The sequence below is a fragment of the Aetokthonos hydrillicola CCALA 1050 genome (genome assembly GCF_017591665.1).
GTDB classification, from domain to species: domain Bacteria; phylum Cyanobacteriota; class Cyanobacteriia; order Cyanobacteriales; family Nostocaceae; genus Aetokthonos; species Aetokthonos hydrillicola.
The window spans coordinates 1-24,112 of record NZ_JAAKGC010000098.1 but is presented as its reverse complement, the minus strand read 5'-3'; the positions used below and the strand labels follow the sequence as shown (position 1 = coordinate 24,112).

Here is a 24,112-nt window from a genome sequence, read left to right as displayed (position 1 = left end):
AACGTATTTTCTTATCACCTGGTCAAACTGCAACTGCCGAGGTGATTATTCACCAACGCCGCGTAATTGATTACATGTTAGATCCGTTTAAAAAGCTGGAGAAAGACGGTGTGAATATGTAGAGATGTTATTCATTAAATCTCTCACCCAGGAAATTCAACTCTCAACTACTTAATTTAGAAAAAATTCGTCATGTCAAAAGCTCTAAATATCTCTCAAGAAGAACTTCTTTACCAAGTTAAGATTTCGTGCCAAATTCCTAACTTATTAAGAGCGATCGCAACTCGAAAAATCATTATTGATACTGCTAAGGAAGCAGACATTAAAGTTGAAATTAAAGAGGTTCAGCAAGCAGCAGATAATTTACGCTTAGCTAACAACCTCGTTAAAGCAGAAGATACCTGGACATGGTTAGAAAAGCATCACCTTTCAATCGAAGACTTTGAAGGGATAGCATACACTGATCTTCTTGCTAAGAAGTTAGCACTTCATTTATTCGGAGATAAAGTTGAACAGTTCTTTTATGAACATCAGCTTGATTATGCAGCAGCGGTTACTTATGAAGTTATTTTAGATGATGAAGATTTAGCTTGTGAACTTTTTTATGCTCTGAAAGAAAAAGAGATAAGTTTCTATGAGATAGCTCACCAATATATTCAAGATATAGAACTTCGCAGAGTTGGAGGATATCAAGGAATTAAGAAACGTACTGGTTTTTCTTCGGAAATGTGTGCTGCAGTATTTGCAGCCAATCCACCTGAAATTCTTAAACCAATAGTTACTTCAAAAGGCGTGCATTTAATTTTCGTCGAAGAAATAATCAAACCAGAACTGAATGACCAGTTGCGTGGAAAGATTTTAGGAAATTTATTTACAGATTGGCTAAATCAACAGATTGCGGAAATGGAAGTGATAGCTCAGATAAATTTAGATAACAGCTTTAAGCTTGAGATAACAGAAATAAAATCACTAACTATGAGATGATATAGAAAAAAATCTGCTGGAAGAAAGGGACATCTATTCCTGTCTAAGACTAAGAATAGACAAATACTGAGCTTAATTTTTATAAAAATCTTAGAGACACAAACTGAAAATGTATGTCTCTAAGACTAACTTTTGATCATGAAATCTACATTAAAAAATCGTTGACTACATGAACAAAAGCCATGTTTTCAAGACTCCAAAGATTTTAAGCAGTAAGGGGAGTACTGAGGGTTAGGTTAAGTTGACCAATAGCAACAACAGTACCACTGCCTGATCCACCGTCAATAGCTCCACCCCCTAAGATGTTGCTGCCTCCATTGAAGTTAAAGGTGTTTTTTGTTTTGGCTTTACCACCTAGTAATGCACTAGTTTCAATTTCGCTAATTTCGCTAATAAAGCTTTCAGATGTGGTGAGGTCAGAAATTGTGATAAGAGACATGATTGTATTCCTTGAATAAGTGATTAATTTGTTTGACTGCGGTTAAATGTTTGTTTAACCATGTGTCTATTTTTAACTGACTCTCTGATAAAAACAAGGTTTTTATCTAGCTAATAAAGACATAATACTTAGGTTTTAGGTCTTGAATGAATAATTTTCTCATTACAATTTATCAAACGCATAATTTATATTTTCGTTTGGTACTATAACGTAGTAATTAAGGAATTTCATTTACTACCTTTAATAATGCGAAGCTCTCTCGATTTCGGCTATATTTTACGAAAAAATTAAAAGCTGCGATTTCTAATTTTCCTCTCTCACTCTTAACTAAACCGTATTAATATAGTCTTTTGATAAAGACATAAATACCTGGAGTTTGGACTAAAAGCTCAGACAGAAGCAAAGCACGGATAGAATAACAGATAAAAAACAGACATTAGTACTGAGACGCAGATCTCTTGTTAGAGAGGAAAGCAGTCAGAAGTTACCCTGACTGCTGTAAAGTCAATGAATGTAAACAAAAGTTCATTGATTCAGATGATCCTGACACAATTAGAAGAATTCCGGCAAGCAATCTACGATGGTCTAGGTAAAGCAAGAGACTACATTTAGGGACGAATGAATTAAGAACCTACCCCCTAGAAAAATTAAGAATCTATTATCCTGAAAAAACTGGAATTGTTATGGCAGAACTGTTTAATAACCATTAGCGGCAACCTAAAAATGAAATCTTAAGACTTCATTTTTTTGGCAAGCTTTTACTGTACGTTCGCTTATTTTGAGATCCAAAGGGGAATTAAAGTCTTAATGTAAAAGGAAAAAGAGGATTTTTACGTGAACCGGTATTTTTATGTAAAATTTGTGACCATTCTAAAAGGCTTTCAGTGGCGGTTATTTAAGCCGTAGGCATAGGATAAATCATAAAATGATCAAAAACTCCTATGGGACTAAAAATGCCTGAATCCATTCCACAGCCTGAATTACAACCCCTGTAAGGCGCTTATTAAATCTTGCGGTTAAAAATGAGCGAACGTACAGCTTTGAAATTTAACGACTTTTTTTTAATTGTACAGATAAGTCCTTTGGTTCTTCAGTAAGTATTATGCTGAAATTTTAATTAAACACCATTATTGTCCTTTGAAATCAAGGCTTACAGGCTGTTATGGACTCAATTTAAAAGCCAAGTCTCAAACGGTAAGATAACGCCTGTTATTATTGCCTAACAAGGATTTCAAGCTTATTTGCAGGCGTATTTAGCATAACAGGTACGGAAGAGCCAGTCCTTTTGAATAAAATGGTGTTGAGGTTGAGCCGTTATAACCGAATCTACAAACGCATAAGTTGAGCAGGCTGATAACTATTAAGTAACAGAAAGAAGCGAAGCACTTCAATCCTTTTCCGTACTCCGACTACGTTCTTTTTTGTGAGGTTAATCATGGCTCATAATCGCCCTAAGCTCTATGCACTAATGGTTGGTATTGATCAGTACAAGAAAGTCTCGAATCTGAATGGATGTGTGAATGACATCACAGCCGTCAAAGAATTTCTGGATAACCGTCTTGATAAGGAGACTTATACCCTCGTTGACCCACTAATGCTCACAAACGGAGATGCGACTCGCGAGAAAATTATTGGTGGGTTTACAAATTATCTCAGCCAGGCAGGTAAAGGGGATGTTGTTCTGTTTTATTTCTGTGGTCATGGTGCAAGGGAGAAAGCGGGAGAAGAATTTAAGGATTGGGAATTAGATAACGCCCATGAAACAATTGTGTGTTACGACAGCCGATCTGAGGTGGGCGGAAAAATAGTGCCTGATCTTGCTGATAAAGAACTACGCTATTTGATCTCTCAGGTTGCTGATCAAGGAGAAAACAGCCCGGATCATGTTCTTGTTGTTTTTGACTGTTGTCATTCCAGCTCTGGAACTCGGGATTTGGATGATGCAGAGGGCATTCGCCAGCTTGATAATATAGCTCCTGCTAGGGAATACAGCAACTTTTGCTTTGCCAACAACATCACAAAAGATCAGCTCAGTTCTGAAACTTTTCCTCAAGGAGGGCATACATTTATTGCTGCCTGTCTTAACACTGAGACTGCAAAAGAGTTTCCTATTCCAGGGAGCGATACAAAAGCTACCAAGCGTGGGCTATTCACCTACTCTCTAGTGAAGGAACTTGAAAGTCAGAATGCGGCATTGTCCTATGAAAACTTAATTCATCAGGTGCGAACTCGTGTAACTGGCGTTCGGCTTTATCAAAATCCTCAACTTGAGTTTATTGAAGGGATGGAGCCAAAAAAATCAGGCAGAATTCCCTCAGAGAATCTAGAAACGAAAACTTTAGCATTTTTGGGTAAGCCAGCAATTATAAAACCTCGCGATCCATCTTTTACGCTTAAATATCGTCCCCATGTTCAAGCAACAACAAGTGGCGATCCAGAACAGCAAGCAGAGTGGATCATTAATGCAGGAGCCTTTCAAGGTATCCAAAAAGACATGGATCTGGCAGTTTATCCAGAAGACAGTAAGTACGAAAAATTCGAGATAAGCAAGCCAGTGTTTATCAAAGATGGCTCTAAAGTAGCGGAGCAGGCGCGTATCAAGGTTGTTGAGGTTCGCGCTACTGAAAGTGTTATAGAGTTTGTTTCTGATACGTTAACACAAGATAGTAGTAAGCAGTTCCCTGCTATTATCATCAAACGACCTGTACCGAAAGTTTTATTTTATTTTGATTTTGAAGGTGAGAAAGGCGCAAATCGAGAATTATTAGAAAAAGTCAAAGAAAAGCTAGAAGAATGGCGTTCGCTGGCTGTAGGTGTAATAGATGATCGCGAGCAAGCCCACCAATACCGTCTCTATGTCTGTAATCAGCAGTTTGAAATTAGAGATGGCATTGATAACCGTCTCTTGATAGAACCATTTGCAGCAGAGGATAACGATATCTCGATCAGTTTAGCAGCAAGACGGGTAGAGCATATCGCTAAGTGGATTACAACTAGAGATTTAGAAAATCCCAATTCTTCTATTGACAAAGATGGGATTAAGATCGAAGTAACTTATCAAGGAGTCACGAGCAAAGAGCCGCATCTAGTTCTTTACCAGCAAGAGAATGATAAGCCTAAAATTCGGGTAGAAATTAAAAATCAATCGCATAAGCGTCTTTTCTTCACAATCTTAGATATTTGTGATGATTTCTCAATTAATGATCCTGGAATTATATATGACGGTGAGAACAAAGCTCAATGGCTTGAGATTGAGGCTGGTGATACTTGCACAATGAAGTATAAAACTTCACAAGGCAAATTACGAGAAGACATCCCAATCGGTATTCCTACACCTAACAATAAAAATGCTCAAGCAAAAGCACGTTATCAGAAGCTCACAGAATACGGGGAAACCTTCAAACTGATTGCGAGTACGCATCCATTTCCAGTTGAACAGTTCCAGCTCCGGTCTTTACCATTACCAGGAGATTCTGGGGAAAGACAAGTTGGTGACGATGAGGAACCCCCTGTTGGAGATTGGGTGACCAAGCAGTTTAGTTTCACATTTATTCGTTCTAAACCCTCAGTAGCTATCAATCCAAATACTCAGACTGAACTCTCCAAGGGGATTTCTATTCAGTTACCTGATGGATTTTCAGCAAACGCTAGCCTCAAGCCAGTATCAACTGCCCTTGAAGAACGAAGCCTGGGATCAAATGTTGAGTTACCTCTGCTAAAAGACGCTGAGGCATTTGATCTGATAGATCGTCGAAGAGGCGATCGCGACATTAGCCAAATTCCCGCTCAGCAATTGAGTGTATTAGAGCTATCGGGAAGTAGTTTGGCAATTGATCAGGTCACTCCAGAATCCCCAATTGTGATTTCGAGCGATCGCTCCCTTGAACCTGACGAAGGTGTTTTGGCGCTCGCTCATGATGGCAATTTCTGGCTTCCAGTAGGATACGCAATGCCGAAGGGAGGTAACAAGACTGAAATTGAAGTTCAGCATGTTTTTACACGGAATAGTAACGATATGCAAGATGGCGATCGTAAGGTTTCCGAAGCCATATCTCTGTGCTTCCTGAAGGTTGCTTTACAAAGAAAGCATACTGCCTGGCTAAGGAAAGCAACCTTCGATTCAGCAGGCAAAGTCCTGTTCACTCCAAAAGGAGACTTAGAATCTGTCAGGGAAGCTGTAGCACACGCAGAACACATTGTAATCTTTATTCACGGCATCCTGGGCGACACCGAAAGCATGATTCCAAGCGCGCAGACTGCTGGATTGTTAAACTCAAGCGGCAGTCAGGAGCAAGGAAAATACGATCTGGTTTTGGCATTTGATTATGAGAGTTTGAACACAGAGATCCAGGAGACAGCCGAAATACTGAAGCAGCAATTGGAACAGGTTGGTCTGAGTGAGGGACATAATAAAACCCTGCACATCATTGCTCATTCAATGGGTGGTCTAGTATCACGTAGCTTTATTGAGCAGTTGGATGGTAACAAAATTGTAAACCACCTAATTATGGTGGGCACTCCCAATCAGGGATCTGAATGGTCATCGGTGTATCAACTAGCAACCTTGCTGCTATCGGTGGGCTTAAACTTTATCCCAAAATCATTTGTGGCAGGTCCCCTGGTGTCCTTATTGGCAAAGAAAAGCACAGAGGAAATGAGCAAAACGCTGGCTCAGATGAATATTCAGAAGTCAGCTTTTCTAGCAAAACTCAGACACTCTAAAGATCCCCAATGTCCCTATACGATCATTGCAGGAGATACACAGTTAAATAGGGAATTAAATACAACAGCTGAGAATCTTTTAAAAGCACTGGAGCAAAAAGTCTGGAAGGGGCTTGAATTTCCATTCCAGGGGCAGAGAAATGATATTGCCGTTACGGTTGAAAGTATTCTTAGTCGAGAAGTTTTTAAGGGTCGAAATCCTGAAGTCAATTTCTTCGATCAAATTGCCTGTAATCATTTAGTCTACTTTCAGGATCAGAATGGGCTAAATGCCCTTTCTAGAGCAGTACGTCAAGCTTTTGACCTGCCTGTTGAATCAGAAAATTCATCCTTCAAAGAGAATTTACCACCAATACTGCTCGGATAAGTAGGGAAGCAAGGAAGCAGGGGAAGCCAAAATTCCTCCCCTGCCGACCTTTTCCCCTCTGCTCAAGACAGCTTGCATTCTTCCCAGAAATTCCAAAACCCGTGCAGTGCTGGATTTACCACTACCCACCTTCATTAGTTGTAAACCCTCAGCCGACCCCAATTACTACTCTGGCTGAGCTGAGGGATTGATTGTCTTAGCAAGGGCAATGCGTTCAGCCTTTAAATTGCCAGTTGAATTAAATAATCAATTAAAGATCTTATGGAATCTAAAGCTTTACCCAAAAAAAACCAGGTTGCTGCTCCTGATGCTTCTACTACAACCCCATCAAATCCCATAGTTCAAACTGTAACCACTTCTTGGTTTGAGACCACTCATGTTGTTACCATTGGAATTGACGATTACAAAAATGGAGTGCCTTCTCTTGGCAAAGCAGTCAGTGATGCTGTTAAAATTGCCGAAATTATTGAACAACTAAAACCTACAGAAAAAGTCAAGTACTATTTTTCGCTCGCTCCTAAAAGTAAACTTGCTGAAGAAGTTCAACAGACAATAAAAAGACTTAATGGTGATGTTTACGACTCTAATCAAGAAGGGTTTCGCAAGTTACTAAACAAATTACAGGAAGAAGGAACTGTAGGAACAAATGATCGCATTATTTTCTATTTTGCAGGTCATGGCATCGCACTTGCATTTGCTCGCCTTCCTAAAGATGATGGCAATAGCAAGGACAGTCAATTACAAGTGAAGTTAGATGAGAAGCCCCGAGGATATCTCCTTTTTCAGGATGCAAACAAGGGTGATAGAGATACATTCTTTGGGATGGATGAATTGATTGAATCGCTGAAGAAAATTCAATGTCGCCACGGTTTAATTATTCTTGACTGTTGCTTTGCAGGTGCCATTGAATGGTCACTTTATCGGGGGATAACGCGGCAAATAGGTGATGATTTAGAAGTTACCCCATCTATTCTAGATAGATACATCACGAAAAACGCTTGGCAAATCCTCACCTCCTCCAGCGAAAACCAAAAAACCAATGAAGTTCTCATTGTGGAGGAGCTATTAGAGAAGAGTAGCCGTGGCTCCCTCGAGAATTCTCCATTCGTTATTACTTTAAAAAAGGCACTAATTGATAGTGAGGCGGATTCATCTCAGAAAAGAGGATTTATTCATACAACTCGATTAATTGATTATTTGCGGGAAGAAGTTGAAAGCAAATCAAGCGAAGCTAACAAACTGCAAACTCCTTGTATATTTCCGTTTCCTTTAAAGCACGAGCAAACGGCTGAGTTTGTGTTTCTTCTTGGCGGAAAGAAACTGGATGAAGTCAAAAGTGATCTCCCTAAAGATCCAGAAATTGATGAAAAAGATAATCCCTATCTCGGTTTGCTATCCTACTCTCCAGATGACAGTAAGATATTCTTTGGACGAAAGCGTTTAATAGACAAGTTGTTTCACCATGTAAAACAAAACAAATTTCCGCTTACTGTTGTTTTGGGAGCATCCGGTTCGGGTAAATCAAGTCTGGTCAAAGCAGGGTTGATTCCCAAAATGTTCCCAAAGCTAGAAAACTCTCAGCATATCCACAAGGGCTGGGTGGAGTTTCGTCCGGGGCTATCGCCTGGAGACAGATTGGAGCTGGCTCGCAAAGAGCTTCAAATCGACACTATTCCCCAGGGGAAAAAACGCTTACTGGTAATCGATCAATTCGAAGAAGTTGAAACTCACTGCCAAGATAAGGAACATAAAAATAAATTTTGGGAAGAACTGATTAAATTAATAACGGAAAATGCAGAGAAAATTGATGTCGTTCTGACTTTAAGATCTGATTATGAAATGATATTGCGCAGTCAATTTGAATCTGCCTTTAGAGATAAGTCTAAATCTCAAATAGAAACTTCTAACTATTGGCTTTATGCACGATTTACTGTGCCTACGATAGAGCAAGAAGAGCGAGAATATCTAGAGGAAATGATTGAGAAACCCGCTTCAATAAAAGCCGTTTTCTTTGAGGATAATAAGGATAATGGTGAACGTACTTTAGTGAAACGACTAAGCCGTGAAGTGGCTGGAATGCCAGGAGCATTACCACTACTTTCAGTTGCCTTACAAAGTATGTATAAAAGCTTCACACAGCGGTATCTAGACAGTGTACAAAAGGGTGAACCCGTAAAACGAGAAATTACTTGGGTGGACTATAAAAACCTTGGGGGAGGAGTAGTCGCTTCTGTGACCAGGCGTGCTGACCAATTGTCTAAAAAGTTGGTTGAAGAAGATAATGCTTATAGTCACACGGTGCGTCAAGTAATGTTGCGAATGATTTCATTGCAGGGCACTAGGTTAACGCGGCGGCAAGTACCAAAATCTGAACTGAAGTATCTAAATCAAAAAGAAAACGAGCGAGTGGAAACAGTCATTAAACACTTTTCTGCTGCCCGTTTAATCGTTGAGGGTTCTAATGACGAACCTTATGTAGAACCAGCCCATGATGCTTTGGTAGTAAGTTGGGATAAGTTACAAGAATGGATACAAGAGGATAAAGATGTCAATGATTTAATTTTACAACGGAGTCTAAACGCACAAGTAAGTGATTGGAAAAATAACGAAAAACCTGAAACACGCTTATGGCATGATGATGACCGTCTGCCTCGATTGAAACAAGTATTAGAGGATGAAGCAAAAAACTGGTTGAATGAGCAAGAGACAGAATTCGTTGAACAGAGCCTCAAGCAAAAAAGAAAGCAAGAAGATGAACTGACACAAAATCGGATTAATGAATTAACTCCATTGGCTAACTCTCGTTTCAAAGACCACGAGCAACTTGAAGCGTTGACTCATATTTTGAAGGCAGGTAAACTCCTCCAAAAACTTATTCGTGAAAATTCTCCGCATCTCAGTCGAGAAACCCGCCTTAATACTCAATTAGTGCTTCGGCAAATCCTCAGCAAAGTAGAGGAAAAGAACCGTTTCATGCTTCAAAATCTAGGTGATGCTGTAGATTTCAGCCGTGATGGACAGATAATTGCCGCTGTTGATGAGAGCAAGATTGTGAAGCTTTTTGATCCAGAAGGGAAACAGATTAACCCTCGGCAAATGAACGGGGATATGCTGATGAAAATACGGGATGTTCCTGGAGGCGAAATGATTACCTTGAAAGGTGGTTCTAAATATTTATATTTATTGGAACCAGATGGTACATTGTGGTTTCTGAATAGCTATTTAAGTCCTGATGGTGGTTGTTATGTTCAACGTGGGTGGCAGCTACGCGAAGGAAAAATAACACTTTATAGTCTAGACGGTGCAGAACCGAAGACTCTCAAAGGACTTGATGAAGAAACATTTATGACAGTTGCTTTTAGCCCCGATAGTCAGGTAATTGCTTCAGGGGGTTGGAAAGGGTGGTTATACCTCTGGAAGCGAGATGGAGAACTGATAACACGACAAGAAACGGGTGGGGGTTCATTTAACGCAATAGATTTTAGTCCCAATGGAGAGATGCTTGCCACAGGAAGTAATGATGGAAAAGTCAGACTTTGGAAGCCAGATGGTACACTGCTAAAAGAATTCCAAGCCCATAACGATACAATTTGGGGCTTATGTTTTAGTTCTAATGGTGAGATGTTTGCTACAGGAAGTAATGATAGAACAGTCAAACTTTGGAAGCCAGACGGCACAAAGGTGAAAACACTAGAAGGACATAAGGGTATAGTTCGCGCAGTTGCGTTTAACCCCAATGACAACCAGAACCTTGCCTCGGCGAGTTATGATGGTAGCGTCAAAATTTGGAATCTAGGCGGCACAGGTCTAAAAATTTTGGATCAACATGAGGATTCAGTTTATACAGTTCGTTTCAGTCCTGACGGTAAAACAATTCTTACTACAAGTGGGCATGGAAAAGTCTCATCCTGGAGAACTGATGGGACGTTGTTTAAACAAGCAAGTTGGCACAATGGACCAATTTCAACATTAGATTTCAGCCCCAACGGTGAGATGATTGTTACGGCAAGTGGGGATAAAGAGGTTAGACTTCGTAATTCAGATGGTGATCTCATAAAGTACATTAAACAGAAAAAGGAGCGGGATAAAAGTGAATGGGATCAAATTGAAGTATTAGGAGTAAGCTTCAGTCCTAACAATCAAGTGATTGCATTGGCAGATCTGCAAGGTTCAATCAAACTCTACAATTTAAGCGACGGCACTTTTAGAACTTTGCGTGATGGATCTCGCGATCCTTCCCCTGCCTGGGCAGTAAAATTCAGTCCTAATGGCAACATACTTGCCTCTGCACATAATGAAGGAGCGGTCGCACTATGGCAATTAGACGGTACTTTACTCAACATTTTGCCTCACGATCAGAAAGACACAACGTTTACAAAAACTGATGGTGTTTATTACAATTCCGTTCTCGGATTAGATTTTAGCCCTAACGGTGATCTGATTGCCTCAGCGCATATAGATGGAACAGTCAAACTTTGGAGGCTAGATGGCAGTTCAGATAAACCCCTTATCCTTGGTGAGTATAGTAGCGATATTCTAGTACGTTCATTACGTTTTAGCCCTAAAGGTGCTCTGCTCGCCTCAGCCTATACAGATGGAACGGTTAAACTCTGGAATTTAGATGGCTCGTTGCACAAAATTTTAGAGGGGCATAAAAATCGTGTTACTGCGGTTGATTTTAGCCCTAATGGAAATATCCTAGCCTCTGCCAGCGAAGATCAGACAGTCATTCTGTGGAATTTAGAACGAAGTCAAGATCTAGATGGACTATTGCAGCGCGGTTGCGAATGGGCAGAAGGTTATTTGAGAAATAACCCTAATATTACCAATGAAGATCGCCGAATAATACTCAACATTGGGGATATCTAATAAAATGCCCAGCCGTATATTAGCCACGCCAGTCGCTACCCTTCGGCAAAGCCCGCCAACGTGCTGGCTACCCTATCAATTTGACGTGACTAGTGGTAAGTTAAGGAATACCAAACCACCCTCCCGTATCACCTCCCGCCCAACAGCCTCCCTGACAAACGGAGAAATTTTCGTCTGCCAGTCGCTTAAACTCCTCTAAAGCTCTTATATCTTGTTCCTCATAGCCTAGAGGGTGAAAAATTCTGCCAATATATTTTCCTTGTAAACGAATTTGTCCAATGACATAAATGCCGCCTCCAACGCTGTAAACGCCCTGACTAGCATTGCGGGAGTAAATAGCAATATAACCTCCATCATTGCCTTGATAGCGGTTGATCGTTGGCAAAATGCGCTCTTGGTAGCCTGGTACGGGATGATTGATGACACTTCCCTCACCTACATACACTTTAAAATCTTCAGGAAGCGTCCAATTTTCTCTATCGATATTGTTTTCCATCTTATCTAGACAGGTTAAAAAGTACAATACTACAGGAATCATAGCAGCAGAAATGGCACTTTCAGTACACGGAGAACTTTTGTCAGCGAACGCAAGAATGAGGGTTTTAGCCGACGTTTTTGGAATAGATCGGAGTGTTATCTGGTGGTGCGACTCGTTGTTAAGTCCGCATATGCCACCACGCTTGGGCGATCAGTTTAAGCTGGCAGACTTCAAGATTGAACAATTAGAACTCGATGATAAATATTGTATTCTTCAGGAGTGAGGTACCTTTCAGGTGAAGCAATCATGTTTAATTGAATTGTCGGGTTTCACTCTGTTCTAACGCCACTCGCTTTAAGCCGGGGAACCCGTCCATCGCGGTGGCTCCCCGACCTACACGCTACACGGTGCTACAATCTTTATATCTCCGTCTTCTCTGGAATTACGTATTGACAGAAACTATCAAGTGTGGGAGAGATATGTTTAGTACATCAAGGCATTAATCTTCTATTAAGCTTTCTGGGATTTTTGCACTTGGCGTTAGACAATAATGCTACAAATCCCCTCGCGAGATATATAATCATAATCCCTATGCGAATTTTTAATTCTTCCCCCCCAACTGAGGTACAAACCCGTGAGCGTATTCTACAAGCAGCACAGAGGTTATTTGCCTCGCAGGGATTTGACGGGACAACGACTCGCGATCTAGCACAAGGAGCAGGTGTTGCCGAAGGTACCCTATTTCGCCATTTTCCCAATAAAAAGGCTATTTTGGTTGAAGTAGCGACTCAAGGATGGGTGGAAATCCTTACAGACTTACTCACAGAATTAAGCGAAATGGGCAGCTATAAGGCTGTGGCGCAGGTGATGCGTCGCCGTATGTGGAATATGCTGAAGAATGCCGACTTGATGCGGGTTTGTTTTATGGAAGCCCAGTTTCACCCAGATTTACGCGATCGCATCCAATCGGAAGTCATTGAAAAAATGACTGATGTCGCTGAAGCTTTCTTTCAAAGCGCAATGGATAAAGGTATCTATCGCCAGATGGATGCAAAACTTGTTGCCAAAGTCTTCTTAGGAATGTTTGCGATCGCTGGTTTTTCCCACGCGACGCTTCTAGAACCCGAAGCCTCTCCCCAACAAATGCAACAAATGGCAGAAGGACTTGCTGATATCTTCCTCAATGGAGTTCTGGCGCAAGATTAGTCAAAAATTAACAGCTAATCTTTTTGCTTGTTGACTCCACTGCTGTACTTGTTCAATTGAAGGACATAAATCACGCCGTTGCATGGTTGCTACCAACAATCTTAAAACTTGTCTGTGCAACCTGTGAGGCGGAATAGTTGCCAACTGTGTCACAGAACCAACACCTGCATGTAGCAATAATCCACAATATTGTGTTCCCACACTAGGAATACGAGCTAAATCTGCCAGTGCTACCCATTTATTCACATACTGAAGATGGATATGTAATTTATTTGCCAGTGCTAGCTTAGCATCTGGTGTTTTGCTTTGTTGAATTAAAGCTTTTGTAGTTCTAATACCACAGTTTTGGAGTTGCAATTGTTCCTGCTGGCTTAATCCTGGTAACTCCTCGATTTGCCAATCACAGGATCGGATATTGCTTACACTAGGTTTATGTTGACCAGACATTCCTACAACTCACTAATTCAGTAGTTTTATGAAGAAGAATTCAGGAGTCAGGAGTCAGGAGTCAGAATGATCAATACTGGTTAAAACCTCGTCCTTTGTGGACGAGATAGGAGCCCTTAAATTTCGTTAAAACACCATCCCTTTATGGATAGTGTATTCTGACTCCTGTATTCTGACTCCTGACTTCTGTTTATGAATGTTAACAATTAATTCGTATATTGACTCAGTATTTTTTCACTTTGTTCCTAGTTATGTTAATACAAAGCACTCCTAGTTCCCTCAGTGATATCCTCCGTCAACGACGCCAAAGGCTAGCTACCCTGATCGACTTTCCAGCTATACTTTGGTCAGGAAGCAATATTCCGCGTAACTATCCGGGAAATGTCTTTCCTTACCGTGCTAATAGTCATTTTCTTTACTTCGGTGGCTTGCCATTGGCAAACGCAGCAATTCTGCTAGAAGCAGGAAAACTAGAACTATTCATGGATGATCCTAGCCCAAGTAGCGCACTTTGGCACGGAGAAATGTCAAGGCGTGAAGAAATTGCGCAAATCATTGGGGCGGATGCAGCTAGACCAATGGCAGAATTAGAGTCAAGGTTAGAAGGAGCCGCAACAATTGCTGTGCAGGATGCTGCAACATGGACACAACAGTCACAGCTACTCAATAGATGGGTTTTACCGCAAAATCCTCCACAAGGAAGAGATTTGGAGCTAGCCAAAGCTATTATCTCTATACGCCTCACCCATGATGATGGTGCATTAGCCGAATTGAGAAAGGCTGCTGCGGTTACTGTAGAGGCACATAAAGCTGGTATGATGGCTACCTCTAACGCCAAAATAGAAGCAGAAGTTCGTGCGGCGATGGAAGGAGTCATTATTGCTCATAACATGACGACTTCCTATAACAGTATTGTCACAGTTCACGGTGAAGTATTACACAATGAACACCACCACCACCCTCTGCAACCGGGGGATTTATTACTTGCTGATGTTGGTGCGGAAACCTCAAGCGGTTGGGCGGCTGATATTACCCGCACATGGGCGGTTTCTGGTAAGTTCTCATCTACTCAAAGAGATATTTATAATGTTGTGTTGGCGGCTCATGATAGTTGCATTGCCAAAGTACAACCTGGAGTAGAGTATCAGGATATACACCTTTTAGCTTGCACGGTGATTGCTGAAGGTTTAGTAGATTTAGGTATTTTACAAGGAAATCCTCAAGATTTGGTGGAAATCGATGCTCATGCCCTATTTTTCCCTCATGGTGTTGGTCATCTTGTGGGTTTGGATGTTCATGATATGGAAGATTTAGGGGATTTAGCAGGGTATGAAGAGGGACGCCTTAGGAGCGATCGCTTTGGCTTAAGCTATCTCCGTTTAAACCGTCCTTTAAAACCAGGAATGTTAGTCACAATTGAGCCTGGTTTTTATCAAGTCCCAGCAATTTTAAACGATCCTCAGTTACGTTCTAAATATCAAGACGTAGTCAATTGGGAGCGTTTATCTGAATTTGCTGACGTCCGAGGAATTCGTATTGAAGATGATGTTTTAGTAACACCACAAGGTAGGGAAGTTTTAACAAATGGTTTGCCTACAGAGGTTCGTGACATAGAAGAGCTTCTTAATCACGGCAGATAAAATAGGACTAGTTGGAAGTAAGAAATTCAACACAAAAAAGGGAGCTTGAAATATGGAAACAAAACATATAACAAACATGACAGTTGAAGAACTTAAAGCTTTGATTATAGATATCGTTAATGAACGGCTAAGCAGCAAAGAACAAGCTCCTCAAGATAATCGTTCAGTAAAGGAGATTCTGGAGTCGATAGAACGTCACAGATGGACACCACCACCAGGGTCAAAATCCACTCTAGAACTTCTGCGTGAGGATCGAGACGCATGACAGAAGCCTATAATGTTTCAGAGAAAGAGTATAAGAAACTCAAGAATTATGCAGATAAGGCGGGATTGTCAATGGCAGAAATCTTAAGGGACTACATAAAATCTTTGCCTAACACTGGCTAGTTTAAACTAGCAGTTAGCTTTCATCCCCCGGCTAAAAGCCGGAGGCTCGAGAGCATGTATTTGGTAGCCGTCTTGCCCAAGGGGGTCTATTTTAAAATCTAGAGTAGTGCGGGCATCTTGCCCGCTAAATATATTCTTCCGTGTAGTTAAGCTTGCTAGAATCTGGAAGTACGCTCTCGCTATTTTGAGCCGACTATAATCCCTAACCTTGCGTGGGTGGTAGTATTTTCATATAAAACGAGCGTGTTATAATAGATAACTACCTGTAACCTGTATTATGTTTGATGCACTTGCTGATCGTTTAGAAGCTACCTGGAAAAAACTGCGGGGTCAGGACAAAATTTCCCAGTCTAATATTCAAGAGGCTTTACGGGAAGTGCGTCGTGCCTTGCTAGAAGCGGATGTAAATCTTCAGGTAATCAAAGATTTTATTAACGAAGTCGAAACCAAAGCACAAGGGGCTGAGGTAATCTCTGGGATTCGTCCTGACCAACAGTTTATCAAAATTGTTCATGATGAACTGGTACAGGTAATGGGGGAAGTGAATGTTCCCTTAGAGCAATCGCAGGAACCACCTACTGTTGTACTTATGGCGGGGTTACAGGGTACTGGTAAAACCACTGCAACTGCCAAGTTAGCTCTACATCTTTTGAAATTAAATCGTAGCTGTTTGATGGTAGCAACAGACGTGTACCGCCCAGCAGCTATTGACCAGTTAATAACCTTAGGTAAGCAAATTAACGTTCCTGTCTTCTCACTTGGAAGTGATGCTGATCCAGTAGAGATAGCACGTCAGGGTGTTGAACACGGTAAAGCAGAAGGTATTGACACTGTAATAATTGACACCGCTGGACGTCTGCAAATCGACGAAGACATGATGGCGGAGTTAGCCCAGATCAAAAAAACAGTTCAACCCCAAGAAACACTTTTGGTGGTTGATGCCATGACTGGTCAAGAAGCAGCAAATTTAACCCGTACCTTTCATGAGCAGATAGGAATTACTGGTGCAATTTTGACCAAACTTGATGGTGATAGCCGTGGTGGTGCAGCTTTATCAGTGCGCCAAATTTCAGGAGCACCAATTAAGTTTGTCGGTGTGGGTGAAAAAGTTGAAGCCCTGCAACCGTTTTACCCTGACCGCATGGCATCCCGAATTTTGGGGATGGGGGATGTTCTCACTCTAGTCGAAAAAGCTCAGGAAGAAATTGACTTAGCAGATGCTGAGAAAATGCAGGAGAAAATCCTGTCAGCAAAGTTTGACTTTACTGACTTTCTCAAACAGATGCGCTTGCTAAAGAACATGGGGTCTTTAGGCGGAATCATGAAGCTGATTCCTGGGATGAACAAAATTTCGGATGACCAACTTAGGCAAGGGGAAACCCAGCTTAAGCGCTGTGAAGCGATGATTAACTCCATGACACCCCAAGAACGCCGTGATCCAGATTTATTGGCAAGTTCTCCTAGTCGGCGACGAAGAATTGCATCTGGCGCAGGATATAAGGAAACCGACGTCAGTAAGCTGGTGAGCGACTTTCAAAGGATGCGAGGTTTCATGCAACAAATGGGTCAAGGTCGCTTCCCAGGAATGCCAGGAATGTTTGGAGGGGGCGATTCTTTTGCTGGTGCTGGTGGTAATCGTCAGGCTGCTCCTGGCTGGAGGGGTTATACTGGTGGCAGCCCTGGCACAAAAAAGAAACAAAAGAAAGACAAAAAGAAGAAAGGGTTTGGGACCCTTTAAATTGGGCATAGGGAATGGGGCACAGAGCACAGGGCACAGAGCACAGGGCACAGGGCATTGGGCATTGGGGGTTAGAGGTTGCTTCAGATTTTTGGGTATTAGAACCAAAAAGATTGCCTGAAAGCAGTCTAACTATACTTCAATAATTGATAAACCTAAATACCTATCGCCAATGCCCCATGCCCCATTCCCCATGCCCCAATCCCCAATAATGCTAACTAAGTGCTAATATAGTTACTTTAGGATTAGCCATTCTTAAACTTGTACCTCAAAATAGGAGAATGATTTCTCAACCATGGTTAAATTGCGCTTGAAGCGATATGGTAAAAAGCGGGAAGCGAGTTACCGCATAGTCGCAATAAACAGCCTCGCTCGCCGTGATGGTCGTCCTTTAGAAGAACTGGGATTCTATAACCCTAGAACTGATGAAGTCAGATTGGACGTCCCCGCTATCGTCAAGCGACTACAACAGGGCGCTCAACCAACTGACACCGTGCGTCGCATCCTACAAAAAGCTAATGTTCTTGAACAGGTCAGTGCAAAAGCCGCTTCTTAAGGTAGAAAACAAATACCCAACAACCAGTCCTGACTTCGCAGGATTGGTAAGGTTTTTGATGGAGCCGTTTTTAGATTCTCCACAATCTTTAAGTGTAGATTGTGAATTTTCACAAACACGTAAGCGAGTTTGGATACGTATTGCCTTCGAAAGCTCAGATAAAGGGAAAGTATTTGGTCGAGGTGGACGTAATATTCAGGCGATTCGCACTGTTATTGCCGCTGCTGCTTTATCTGCTGGACAATCAGTATACCTAGATATATATGGCAGCGCGCTTGGTGGTCGGGAAGAGATGTCTTTTGATGAAGATGATTCAGAGCGACTGCCAGCACCAAAAACACGAGAAAAACGTGGAAATGGTACTCCTAGACCTATTGCTAAGCCTCGCTTTCGCTAGGTTTATGATAAAGAACACCGAATGGATAGACAACAATTAAATGGAAACTGGTTTGAATTGGCGTTGACTCGCCAATGTACTGGCTTCCTAACCCCCCTTATTTTTCTCTGCAAGGAGGTGAAACTGGGGAGTGGCTGAAGTTCGTTTAGGCGAGAATGAGTCAATAGACTCGGCTTTAAGACGTTTTAAAAAGAAAATTCAAAGATCTGGGATTTTATCTGAAGTCAAACGCCGAGAAAGATATGAAAAGCCCAGCCTGCGTCGTAAACGCAAAGCGGAAGCAGCGCGCAAAAGTGGTAGTCGCTACTAAGATGTTATCGGGTAAAAATGCAATAAAGAAGGAGTCAGCTATACAGTCCCAATGAAAAAACTTTCACCGCTAGGTATGAAAGAGGAATATTCCCTATTACCTCTTTCAAGCTAAAAGTCAGGAGCTAGGAGCGATTCTGACTCCTGAATCCTGAATCCTGACTCCTTTTAGATCCAACCTCAACAAAGTAGAGGAGTTATCGCTTCTCTACTTTTCATATTTTTTTGTTTAGAAAAAGAGAATTTGCATAAATTATGGCAGGTGCTTTAACAATTCAACTGCCGAATATTGAGAGCGCGATCGCCCTTGCGGGACAAGGAGAAGACAATCTCAAAATCCTATCTCGGCAAACAGGAGCTAACTTGGTGCTACGTGGTCAGGAATTACACATTTCTGGCACGGAAAAGCAAGTTGAGCAAGCTTTGCAATTGGTGCGATCGCTCGAAGATTTATGGAGTAAAGGAAATAACATATCCGGTACAGATATTTTAACAGCACGCCAAGCTTTAGACACTCATCGCCAAGACGAACTGCAAGAAATTAGGCGAGATATTCTTGCACGGACTCGTAAAGGAGAAGAAATTCGTGCTAAAACCTTTAAACAACGACAGTACATCGAATCACTGCGAAAGCGGGACCTAACTTTTTGTATTGGTCCCGCTGGTACTGGCAAAACTTTTCTTGCTGTTGTTGTCGCTGTACAAGCACTTCTGGCAAATGAATTTGAACGACTTATTTTAACTCGCCCCGCAGTTGAGGCGGGTGAAAAACTTGGCTTTTTACCTGGCGACTTGCAGCAAAAAATTAACCCGTATCTTCGACCACTCTATGATGGCATCAATGAATTTATTGAGCCAGAAAAATTACCATCGTTAATGGAAAGAGGCATAATTGAAGTTGCTCCTTTAGCCTATATGCGAGGACGCACCCTCAACAACGCTTTTGTCATTGTTGATGAAGCTCAGAATACAACACCATCTCAAATTAAAATGGTTCTAACTCGTTTGGGGTTTAATTCTCGGATGGTAGTTACGGGTGATATGACACAAACAGACTTACCTCCAAACCAACAATCGGGATTAGGTGTCGCGTTAAATGTTTTAAAACACGTTGAGGGTATTGCTTTTTGTGAATTCTCTCAAAAAGATGTTGTCCGTCATCCTCTAGTTCAGCGTATTGTTGCCGCTTACGAGCAATACGAAAAATAATAAGCACCCAACAAACCGCAACACAAATACTTATGACTACCAATTTAAAAGATTTTTTGGAAGCCTGCCACACTCTTGGAACTTTACGTATAATCGTCACCAGTAGCGCTGGCGTTTTGGAAGCACGTAATAAAATAGAAAACCTGTTTTACGCGGAATTGCCAAAAGGTAAGTACGCGAATATGCATACCGAAAACTTAGAATTTCACTTAAATATGGACAAAATTACTCAAGTGAAATTTGAAACAGGTGAGTCTAAGCGTGGTAACTTTACCACTTACGCAATCCGCTTTCTCGACGAACAACACGAACCAGCCTTAAGTTTGTTTCTCCAATGGGGTAAGCCAGGAGAATATGAACCTGGGCAAGTCGAAGCTTGGCAAGCTTTACAAAAGCAGTATGGAGAGGTTTGGGAGCCTGCTGGAGTGGAGTAGAGAGCAACCCCTTTGGGGAAGTCAAAAGTCAAAAGTCAAAAGTCAAAACTTAGGGAGCAGGGGGGAATCCCTCTGCTCAAGAAAGCCTATTTTTCACCCTAGTTCGGTAAACTCAAATACATCGTATTCACCGCCAGAAAGCACTGATATAGTATGTTTACCTTGTAACCGCTTACCGAAAGATTGTTCTAGTACTCCCCAAACAGCACCAAGTGTGTATGTACATTTACGCTTGGAACCTTCAGGTTCACCAGATGAACACAGAGTTTCTGAAGTGTAGACTTTTATGATATCATTGTCCTTGACGATCTTATGAACGATACAAAGGCGAGTCCCTTCTTTTCCAACAGCAGAGTTAAGTTTGTATGTAAGATCATTTAAAGATAAGGATGCTGTTAAACCTAATTCTTTTGCAAGATTTTTACCGCGAGATCTACCAGCAGTAGTTAATGCGATCGCAGATGTTTTTTCGCCTAAAGTATCTTCCATGCCGGAAATAGCTGCTTTAAAACATATAATACTGCTGAAATCTCCTAGTGTTGGACGGAACATAATAAATAAAGCTCCTAAAAATCTACTTTTCTTAGGGGACAAGAAAGTAATTACATCTAAGTTAATAGGCGCTTACCCCTGTATGAACTCGCAGATAGCGCCTACCCTGCGGGAACCCGAAGGATATGCGCCTACAAACAAATAACCTAGATAATTCTAATTCTAGTTGGAAAATCTCGTTTCTAAGCCAATAAAGGCATGATTCGAGCAACTGCCCGTTTGATCTCTAAAAAGAGTAAACCTGCTTTAACATTGCTACTAGCTAATACCAATAACACCGCTTCAGCACCACAGCCGACTAAAACACCATAACCTTTCTCACCTTCAACAATAATACGCTCAACATTACCCCGAGCTAATTCACGACCAATACGTTCGCCTAAAGAAAGCATAGATGCAGACATAGCAGCAGTACGCTCTTCATCCATTCCAACAGGTAACACAGAAGCTAGAGCTAAACCATCAGGGCTCACTAGGGCTGCACCCTGTACATCCGAAGAGCCACTAACAAAGTTTTGTAGTTCATCTTGTAACATTGAAATGTTAATCATCTTTTCTTCCTTAACAATCATTGGTAAAGGGGTGTCAATATTATCCCGAGGTGTTGGTAACAAAGCTGGATCTTGTGTTGTTACTAACTCAGGTATTTCAGCGTCAGGGGGTGTCGTTAGAAACACCCCCGTAAGTAACTTTAAAATTTTGCCCAGAGACATATTGGCATGCACTCATTATTGCAATAGTAGGGGTGTTAATTATTTCCTCTGGGGGTAGATACCTGATTTAAAAACTTTGTAAAAACTAATCCGAAAAAGGAAAAAGATTATTTGGCTTTTCACCTTTTGTCGTTCTGCCCTGAAACTGTTATTGAGACGAAATTAAAGTCTCTAGTTTAGTTGGTAGTAGCTTGCAAATTGTTGAACGAGTACGATTAAAGCTTGAAAAACTGAAGAATGGTCAGTAGCATTTACAGTTATTAAGGGCGGCTGCACGGCTTTATCTAACAAACCCAACGCGATCGCCACATCCTCTTTTTCCCAAGCATTTGGGCAATCGGGATGAGTCATCCCAATAATATAAGGAATTTGTACCCGTTGGTTAATAAAATTGAGAATCTTGCGACACGAGCGGAAATGTTCTGGCCGGTGACTGTCTACCAGTAATATGTAGGCATGAGCTTTTGGCATCAAAATATCCCACATAAATTCAAACCTTGTCTGTCCTGGTGTGCCATACAGGTGGAGTGACTGGTTATTTTTTATAGTGATACGCCCAAAATCGAGTGCTACTGTAGTAGTTTCTTTCAGTTGTGCTGTTTCATCTGTTGCTTTTCTCTCAGTGTCAACAACTTCTATTTCGCTTATTGTACGTATAAAAGTTGTTTTACCCGCACCTACGCCTCCCGTTACTACTACGCGTAGGATTTCCATTTATACCTCCAAAGTTGTAATTCACTCTCAGCATAGCGAATTGTCCGGAATCAATTATAGTAATATTTGGCAGTACTTTTAATGTAAAGCTAATAAACGTTTCTAACATATCGAGTGCATATACTGTTTTTAAATGCATCATATTATACTTTCAGAAAATCTTCCTCAGAAAATTCCCTCTTTAGCCATGCTATCCCGATAACTAGTGTATTTTTGATTTGTTACTCCAAAAGAGTATCATTACTATCGCTAATAGTACACCAGTGATAACTCTCACAACCAAAAAATATTTGTAAAGATTTTTCTAGTTCCAGATCTCTCACCTGCCAAGGGCACAAAGAATACTCCTAAAGACATAGTATTTCTGGTAGTTCCCCGACTATAGAGACACAAATAGATTTGTGTAGGGTTTTGGTCACACCTTACTCTTTAAAAAACCAACCAAATTTTGCAAAAATGAAGTGCTAATCTGAGGATTTTCTGGTTCTTTTAATTTTTTTTGCTCTATGGTATGAGAATTTACCAAACTCCAATGGACGCCATAGTCATTCAAAGATGTTCCTACTGGAACTTCATCTACTAACCTAGCAATCATTAAACGGAAAGCCGCTTGCTGAACTACAGGTATTGGCTGATTTAGCTTAGAAGCAATCTCGTTTATTGAAACACTACCATTAGCAAACTCCCATACCTGCCATTCTAAAGGATTTAAGCGGATCTGCGGCTTGCCAGAAGTGATACTTTGTATTGCGTTGATCTCCTCTGGCAGAGCCTCAGCGAGAATTTCCCAATTTTTCAGTATTCTCAGAGCCATAAGTGCTACTTCGGTTGCTCTCAAACTTAGTCCTGTCATCTCATTCCAAGGAAAAGTTGCTTTGCTATCAAGTTTAAATACACCCTTCTGGATTTCAAAAAGTGTACGGATCTGTTGCAGCTGACTGGCAAATAGTAAATTGAGTTGCTCAGAACTGAGAAGTCCTTGAGTTTTACAAGACAATCCAACGGGTGTTACTGCATGAGATGCTTCAGTAAAAAGTGGTTCTATGACTTGCTGATTAGCCCAACCTCGTTGGATTACTTTGTAGAGTAAACCTTGACCATTTAGTCCATTGGTAGCAGCAACAATACGCCCAACCTTGAACCAGATGTAAAAGTAGTGGGATTTAGATTTTGGAGTATGTAAATCTGGAAAAGTGCAAACGGTTAAACGACCTGACTTTTGTCCTTGATCTATTAGCTGAAATAATTCAGCTAGGGAAAAATCGGTAAAAGAACTGTGTAAGCTCATTATTTTGAGTGAAAAAAATACATGTTGTCAATAGACATTTTTCTTTTGTGCAAGGTTGACGCTTGCAAATAAAAGTACTGCCCCTGCTATTGCTGCTTCAGCATTTCAGAAATATAAATATAGCTTGTATCCGTACAAATAATACTACTTATATAGTAATTGCATTTTTAAATTTATTTTAGTAATAAAACTTGTTTTCGGACTAAGCACACTTTAGATTTATTTACTTATAACTCTAAAGATTACAATTTATGAAATAATGTAAATAAAGAGTTGCAATCTTTTGAAAAGAAAATTTTGGTTACAATAGTCCGTGGTGTTTTGTTATGAAGTTTATTTGGTGTATTTGCCTAATTTTTCTATTTCTTTTAAACAGTGGAGAGGCAAGAGCAAGTGAGCTAGCTGAGCGCCTACAGAATTTTCCTCAATGGGGAAAAATTAGATTAGCACAACCTGCTACAGGAGATCTAGTCTACCCTAATTGGATTCAGGGTTCGTGGGAGGTTAAAAGTACGCTCGTAGATTTAGTGGCTCCTTTATAAGAAAAATGCAGAAAACCCTTGAGGAACAGGTGCATAGCACCGTATTCCGTACTTCAGGCAAGGGATGAATGCTAGCTGAACCCTTTAGGGTTCCGTCATGGTTGATTTTTTTGGCTCTGGA

21 protein-coding genes and 1 pseudogene are annotated in these 24,112 nt (G+C 41.0%); 15 read left to right on the top strand and 7 right to left on the bottom strand.

The window, feature by feature from the left end; all coding sequences use genetic code 11:
• The first annotated feature begins 192 nt into the window (after positions 1-192).
• Entirely contained in the window at positions 193-984 is a 792-nt protein-coding gene (locus tag G4P69_RS30215) for a peptidylprolyl isomerase (protein WP_208353293.1), read from the top strand.
• Between the two features lie 205 nt (positions 985-1,189).
• Here the strand turns inward: G4P69_RS30215 and G4P69_RS30210 are convergent, their stop codons facing one another.
• On the bottom strand, positions 1,190-1,423 hold the full coding sequence (locus tag G4P69_RS30210) for a hypothetical protein (protein ID WP_208353290.1): 234 nt from the start codon (positions 1,421-1,423) through the stop codon (positions 1,190-1,192).
• A gap of 1,435 nt (positions 1,424-2,858) precedes the next feature.
• Here G4P69_RS30210 and G4P69_RS30205 point away from each other — a divergent pair.
• Positions 2,859-6,512, top strand: coding sequence for a caspase family protein (locus tag G4P69_RS30205; protein WP_208353285.1), 3,654 nt, complete (start codon positions 2,859-2,861; stop codon positions 6,510-6,512).
• A gap of 261 nt (positions 6,513-6,773) precedes the next feature.
• A complete protein-coding gene (locus G4P69_RS30200) occupies positions 6,774-11,381 on the top strand; it encodes an nSTAND1 domain-containing NTPase (protein ID WP_208338812.1) in 4,608 nt (1,535 codons plus the stop codon).
• Positions 11,382-11,481: 100 nt separating this feature from the next.
• Here G4P69_RS30200 and G4P69_RS30195 read toward each other — a convergent pair whose 3' ends face one another.
• Positions 11,482-11,877 carry a hypothetical protein gene (locus G4P69_RS30195; protein ID WP_208338814.1) on the bottom strand — a complete coding sequence of 132 codons (396 nt, stop codon included), beginning with the start codon at positions 11,875-11,877 and terminating at the stop codon, positions 11,482-11,484.
• Positions 11,878-11,929: 52 nt separating this feature from the next.
• Between G4P69_RS30195 and G4P69_RS30190 the strand changes: the two genes are divergently transcribed.
• Both G4P69_RS30190 and G4P69_RS30185 read left to right on the top strand, forming a co-directional pair.
• Positions 11,930-12,142: a hypothetical protein gene (locus G4P69_RS30190; RefSeq protein ID WP_208338816.1), complete on the top strand. Its 213-nt coding sequence runs from the start codon at positions 11,930-11,932 to the stop codon at positions 12,140-12,142.
• A gap of 308 nt (positions 12,143-12,450) precedes the next feature.
• The gene (locus G4P69_RS30185) at positions 12,451-13,065 is read left to right on the top strand and encodes a TetR/AcrR family transcriptional regulator (RefSeq protein WP_208338818.1); all 615 of its coding nucleotides are present in this window, start codon (positions 12,451-12,453) and stop codon (positions 13,063-13,065) included.
• Here the strand turns inward: G4P69_RS30185 and G4P69_RS30180 are convergent, their stop codons facing one another.
• Entirely contained in the window at positions 13,066-13,512 is a 447-nt protein-coding gene (locus G4P69_RS30180; RefSeq protein ID WP_208338820.1) for a DUF4332 domain-containing protein, read from the bottom strand.
• 251 nt (positions 13,513-13,763) lie between these two features.
• Here G4P69_RS30180 and G4P69_RS30175 point away from each other — a divergent pair, with 251 nt between their 5' ends.
• The 9 genes from G4P69_RS30175 to G4P69_RS30140 all read left to right on the top strand — a co-directional run bounded on the left by G4P69_RS30175 (position 13,764) and on the right by G4P69_RS30140 (position 20,182).
• Positions 13,764-15,152, top strand: coding sequence for an aminopeptidase P family protein (locus G4P69_RS30175; RefSeq protein ID WP_208338822.1), 1,389 nt, complete (start codon positions 13,764-13,766; stop codon positions 15,150-15,152).
• Between the two features lie 52 nt (positions 15,153-15,204).
• Positions 15,205-15,417 carry a hypothetical protein gene (locus G4P69_RS30170; RefSeq protein ID WP_208338824.1) on the top strand — a complete coding sequence of 71 codons (213 nt, stop codon included), beginning with the start codon at positions 15,205-15,207 and terminating at the stop codon, positions 15,415-15,417.
• The gene (locus tag G4P69_RS40110) at positions 15,414-15,539 is read left to right on the top strand and encodes a ribbon-helix-helix protein, CopG family (protein WP_279605102.1); all 126 of its coding nucleotides are present in this window, start codon (positions 15,414-15,416) and stop codon (positions 15,537-15,539) included. Before G4P69_RS30170 ends, G4P69_RS40110 begins: the two co-directional genes overlap by 4 nt.
• A 277-nt stretch (positions 15,540-15,816) precedes the next feature.
• Complete coding sequence (gene ffh / locus G4P69_RS30165; RefSeq protein ID WP_208338825.1) at positions 15,817-17,277, top strand: signal recognition particle protein; 1,461 nt, start codon at positions 15,817-15,819, stop codon at positions 17,275-17,277.
• A gap of 295 nt (positions 17,278-17,572) precedes the next feature.
• Positions 17,573-17,833 carry a 30S ribosomal protein S16 gene (gene rpsP, locus G4P69_RS30160; RefSeq protein ID WP_208338826.1) on the top strand — a complete coding sequence of 87 codons (261 nt, stop codon included), beginning with the start codon at positions 17,573-17,575 and terminating at the stop codon, positions 17,831-17,833.
• The gene (locus G4P69_RS30155; RefSeq protein ID WP_208338827.1) at positions 17,796-18,230 is read left to right on the top strand and encodes a KH domain-containing protein; all 435 of its coding nucleotides are present in this window, start codon (positions 17,796-17,798) and stop codon (positions 18,228-18,230) included. Before rpsP ends, G4P69_RS30155 begins: the two co-directional genes overlap by 38 nt.
• A gap of 130 nt (positions 18,231-18,360) precedes the next feature.
• On the top strand, positions 18,361-18,540 hold the full coding sequence (gene rpsU / locus G4P69_RS30150) for a 30S ribosomal protein S21 (RefSeq protein ID WP_208338828.1): 180 nt from the start codon (positions 18,361-18,363) through the stop codon (positions 18,538-18,540).
• A 254-nt stretch (positions 18,541-18,794) separates the two neighbouring features.
• Positions 18,795-19,748: a PhoH family protein gene (locus G4P69_RS30145; protein WP_208338829.1), complete on the top strand. Its 954-nt coding sequence runs from the start codon at positions 18,795-18,797 to the stop codon at positions 19,746-19,748.
• Between the two features lie 32 nt (positions 19,749-19,780).
• Entirely contained in the window at positions 19,781-20,182 is a 402-nt protein-coding gene (locus tag G4P69_RS30140) for a ChuX/HutX family heme-like substrate-binding protein (RefSeq protein ID WP_208338831.1), read from the top strand.
• Positions 20,183-20,275: 93 nt separating this feature from the next.
• On the opposite strand, the gene G4P69_RS30135 is transcribed toward G4P69_RS30140, so the two are convergent.
• The 4 genes from G4P69_RS30135 to G4P69_RS30120 form a co-directional block, all read right to left on the bottom strand.
• The gene (locus G4P69_RS30135) at positions 20,276-20,734 is read right to left on the bottom strand and encodes a hydrocarbon-binding protein (RefSeq protein ID WP_208338833.1); all 459 of its coding nucleotides are present in this window, start codon (positions 20,732-20,734) and stop codon (positions 20,276-20,278) included.
• 182 nt (positions 20,735-20,916) lie between these two features.
• Positions 20,917-21,447 (bottom strand): roadblock/LC7 domain-containing protein, encoded by a 531-nt coding sequence (locus G4P69_RS30130; protein WP_208338835.1) that lies wholly within the window; start codon positions 21,445-21,447, stop codon positions 20,917-20,919.
• 171 nt (positions 21,448-21,618) lie between these two features.
• On the bottom strand, positions 21,619-22,161 hold the full coding sequence (locus G4P69_RS30125) for a GTP-binding protein (RefSeq protein WP_208338838.1): 543 nt from the start codon (positions 22,159-22,161) through the stop codon (positions 21,619-21,621).
• 415 nt (positions 22,162-22,576) lie between these two features.
• Positions 22,577-23,449: a DUF4388 domain-containing protein gene (locus G4P69_RS30120; protein WP_208338840.1), complete on the bottom strand. Its 873-nt coding sequence runs from the start codon at positions 23,447-23,449 to the stop codon at positions 22,577-22,579.
• Positions 23,450-23,775: 326 nt separating this feature from the next.
• Here G4P69_RS30120 and G4P69_RS30115 point away from each other — a divergent pair.
• Positions 23,776-23,988 (top strand): annotated as a pseudogene (locus G4P69_RS30115) (DUF6816 family protein); the annotation flags it as partial.
• Between the last annotated feature and the right edge of the window lie 124 nt (positions 23,989-24,112).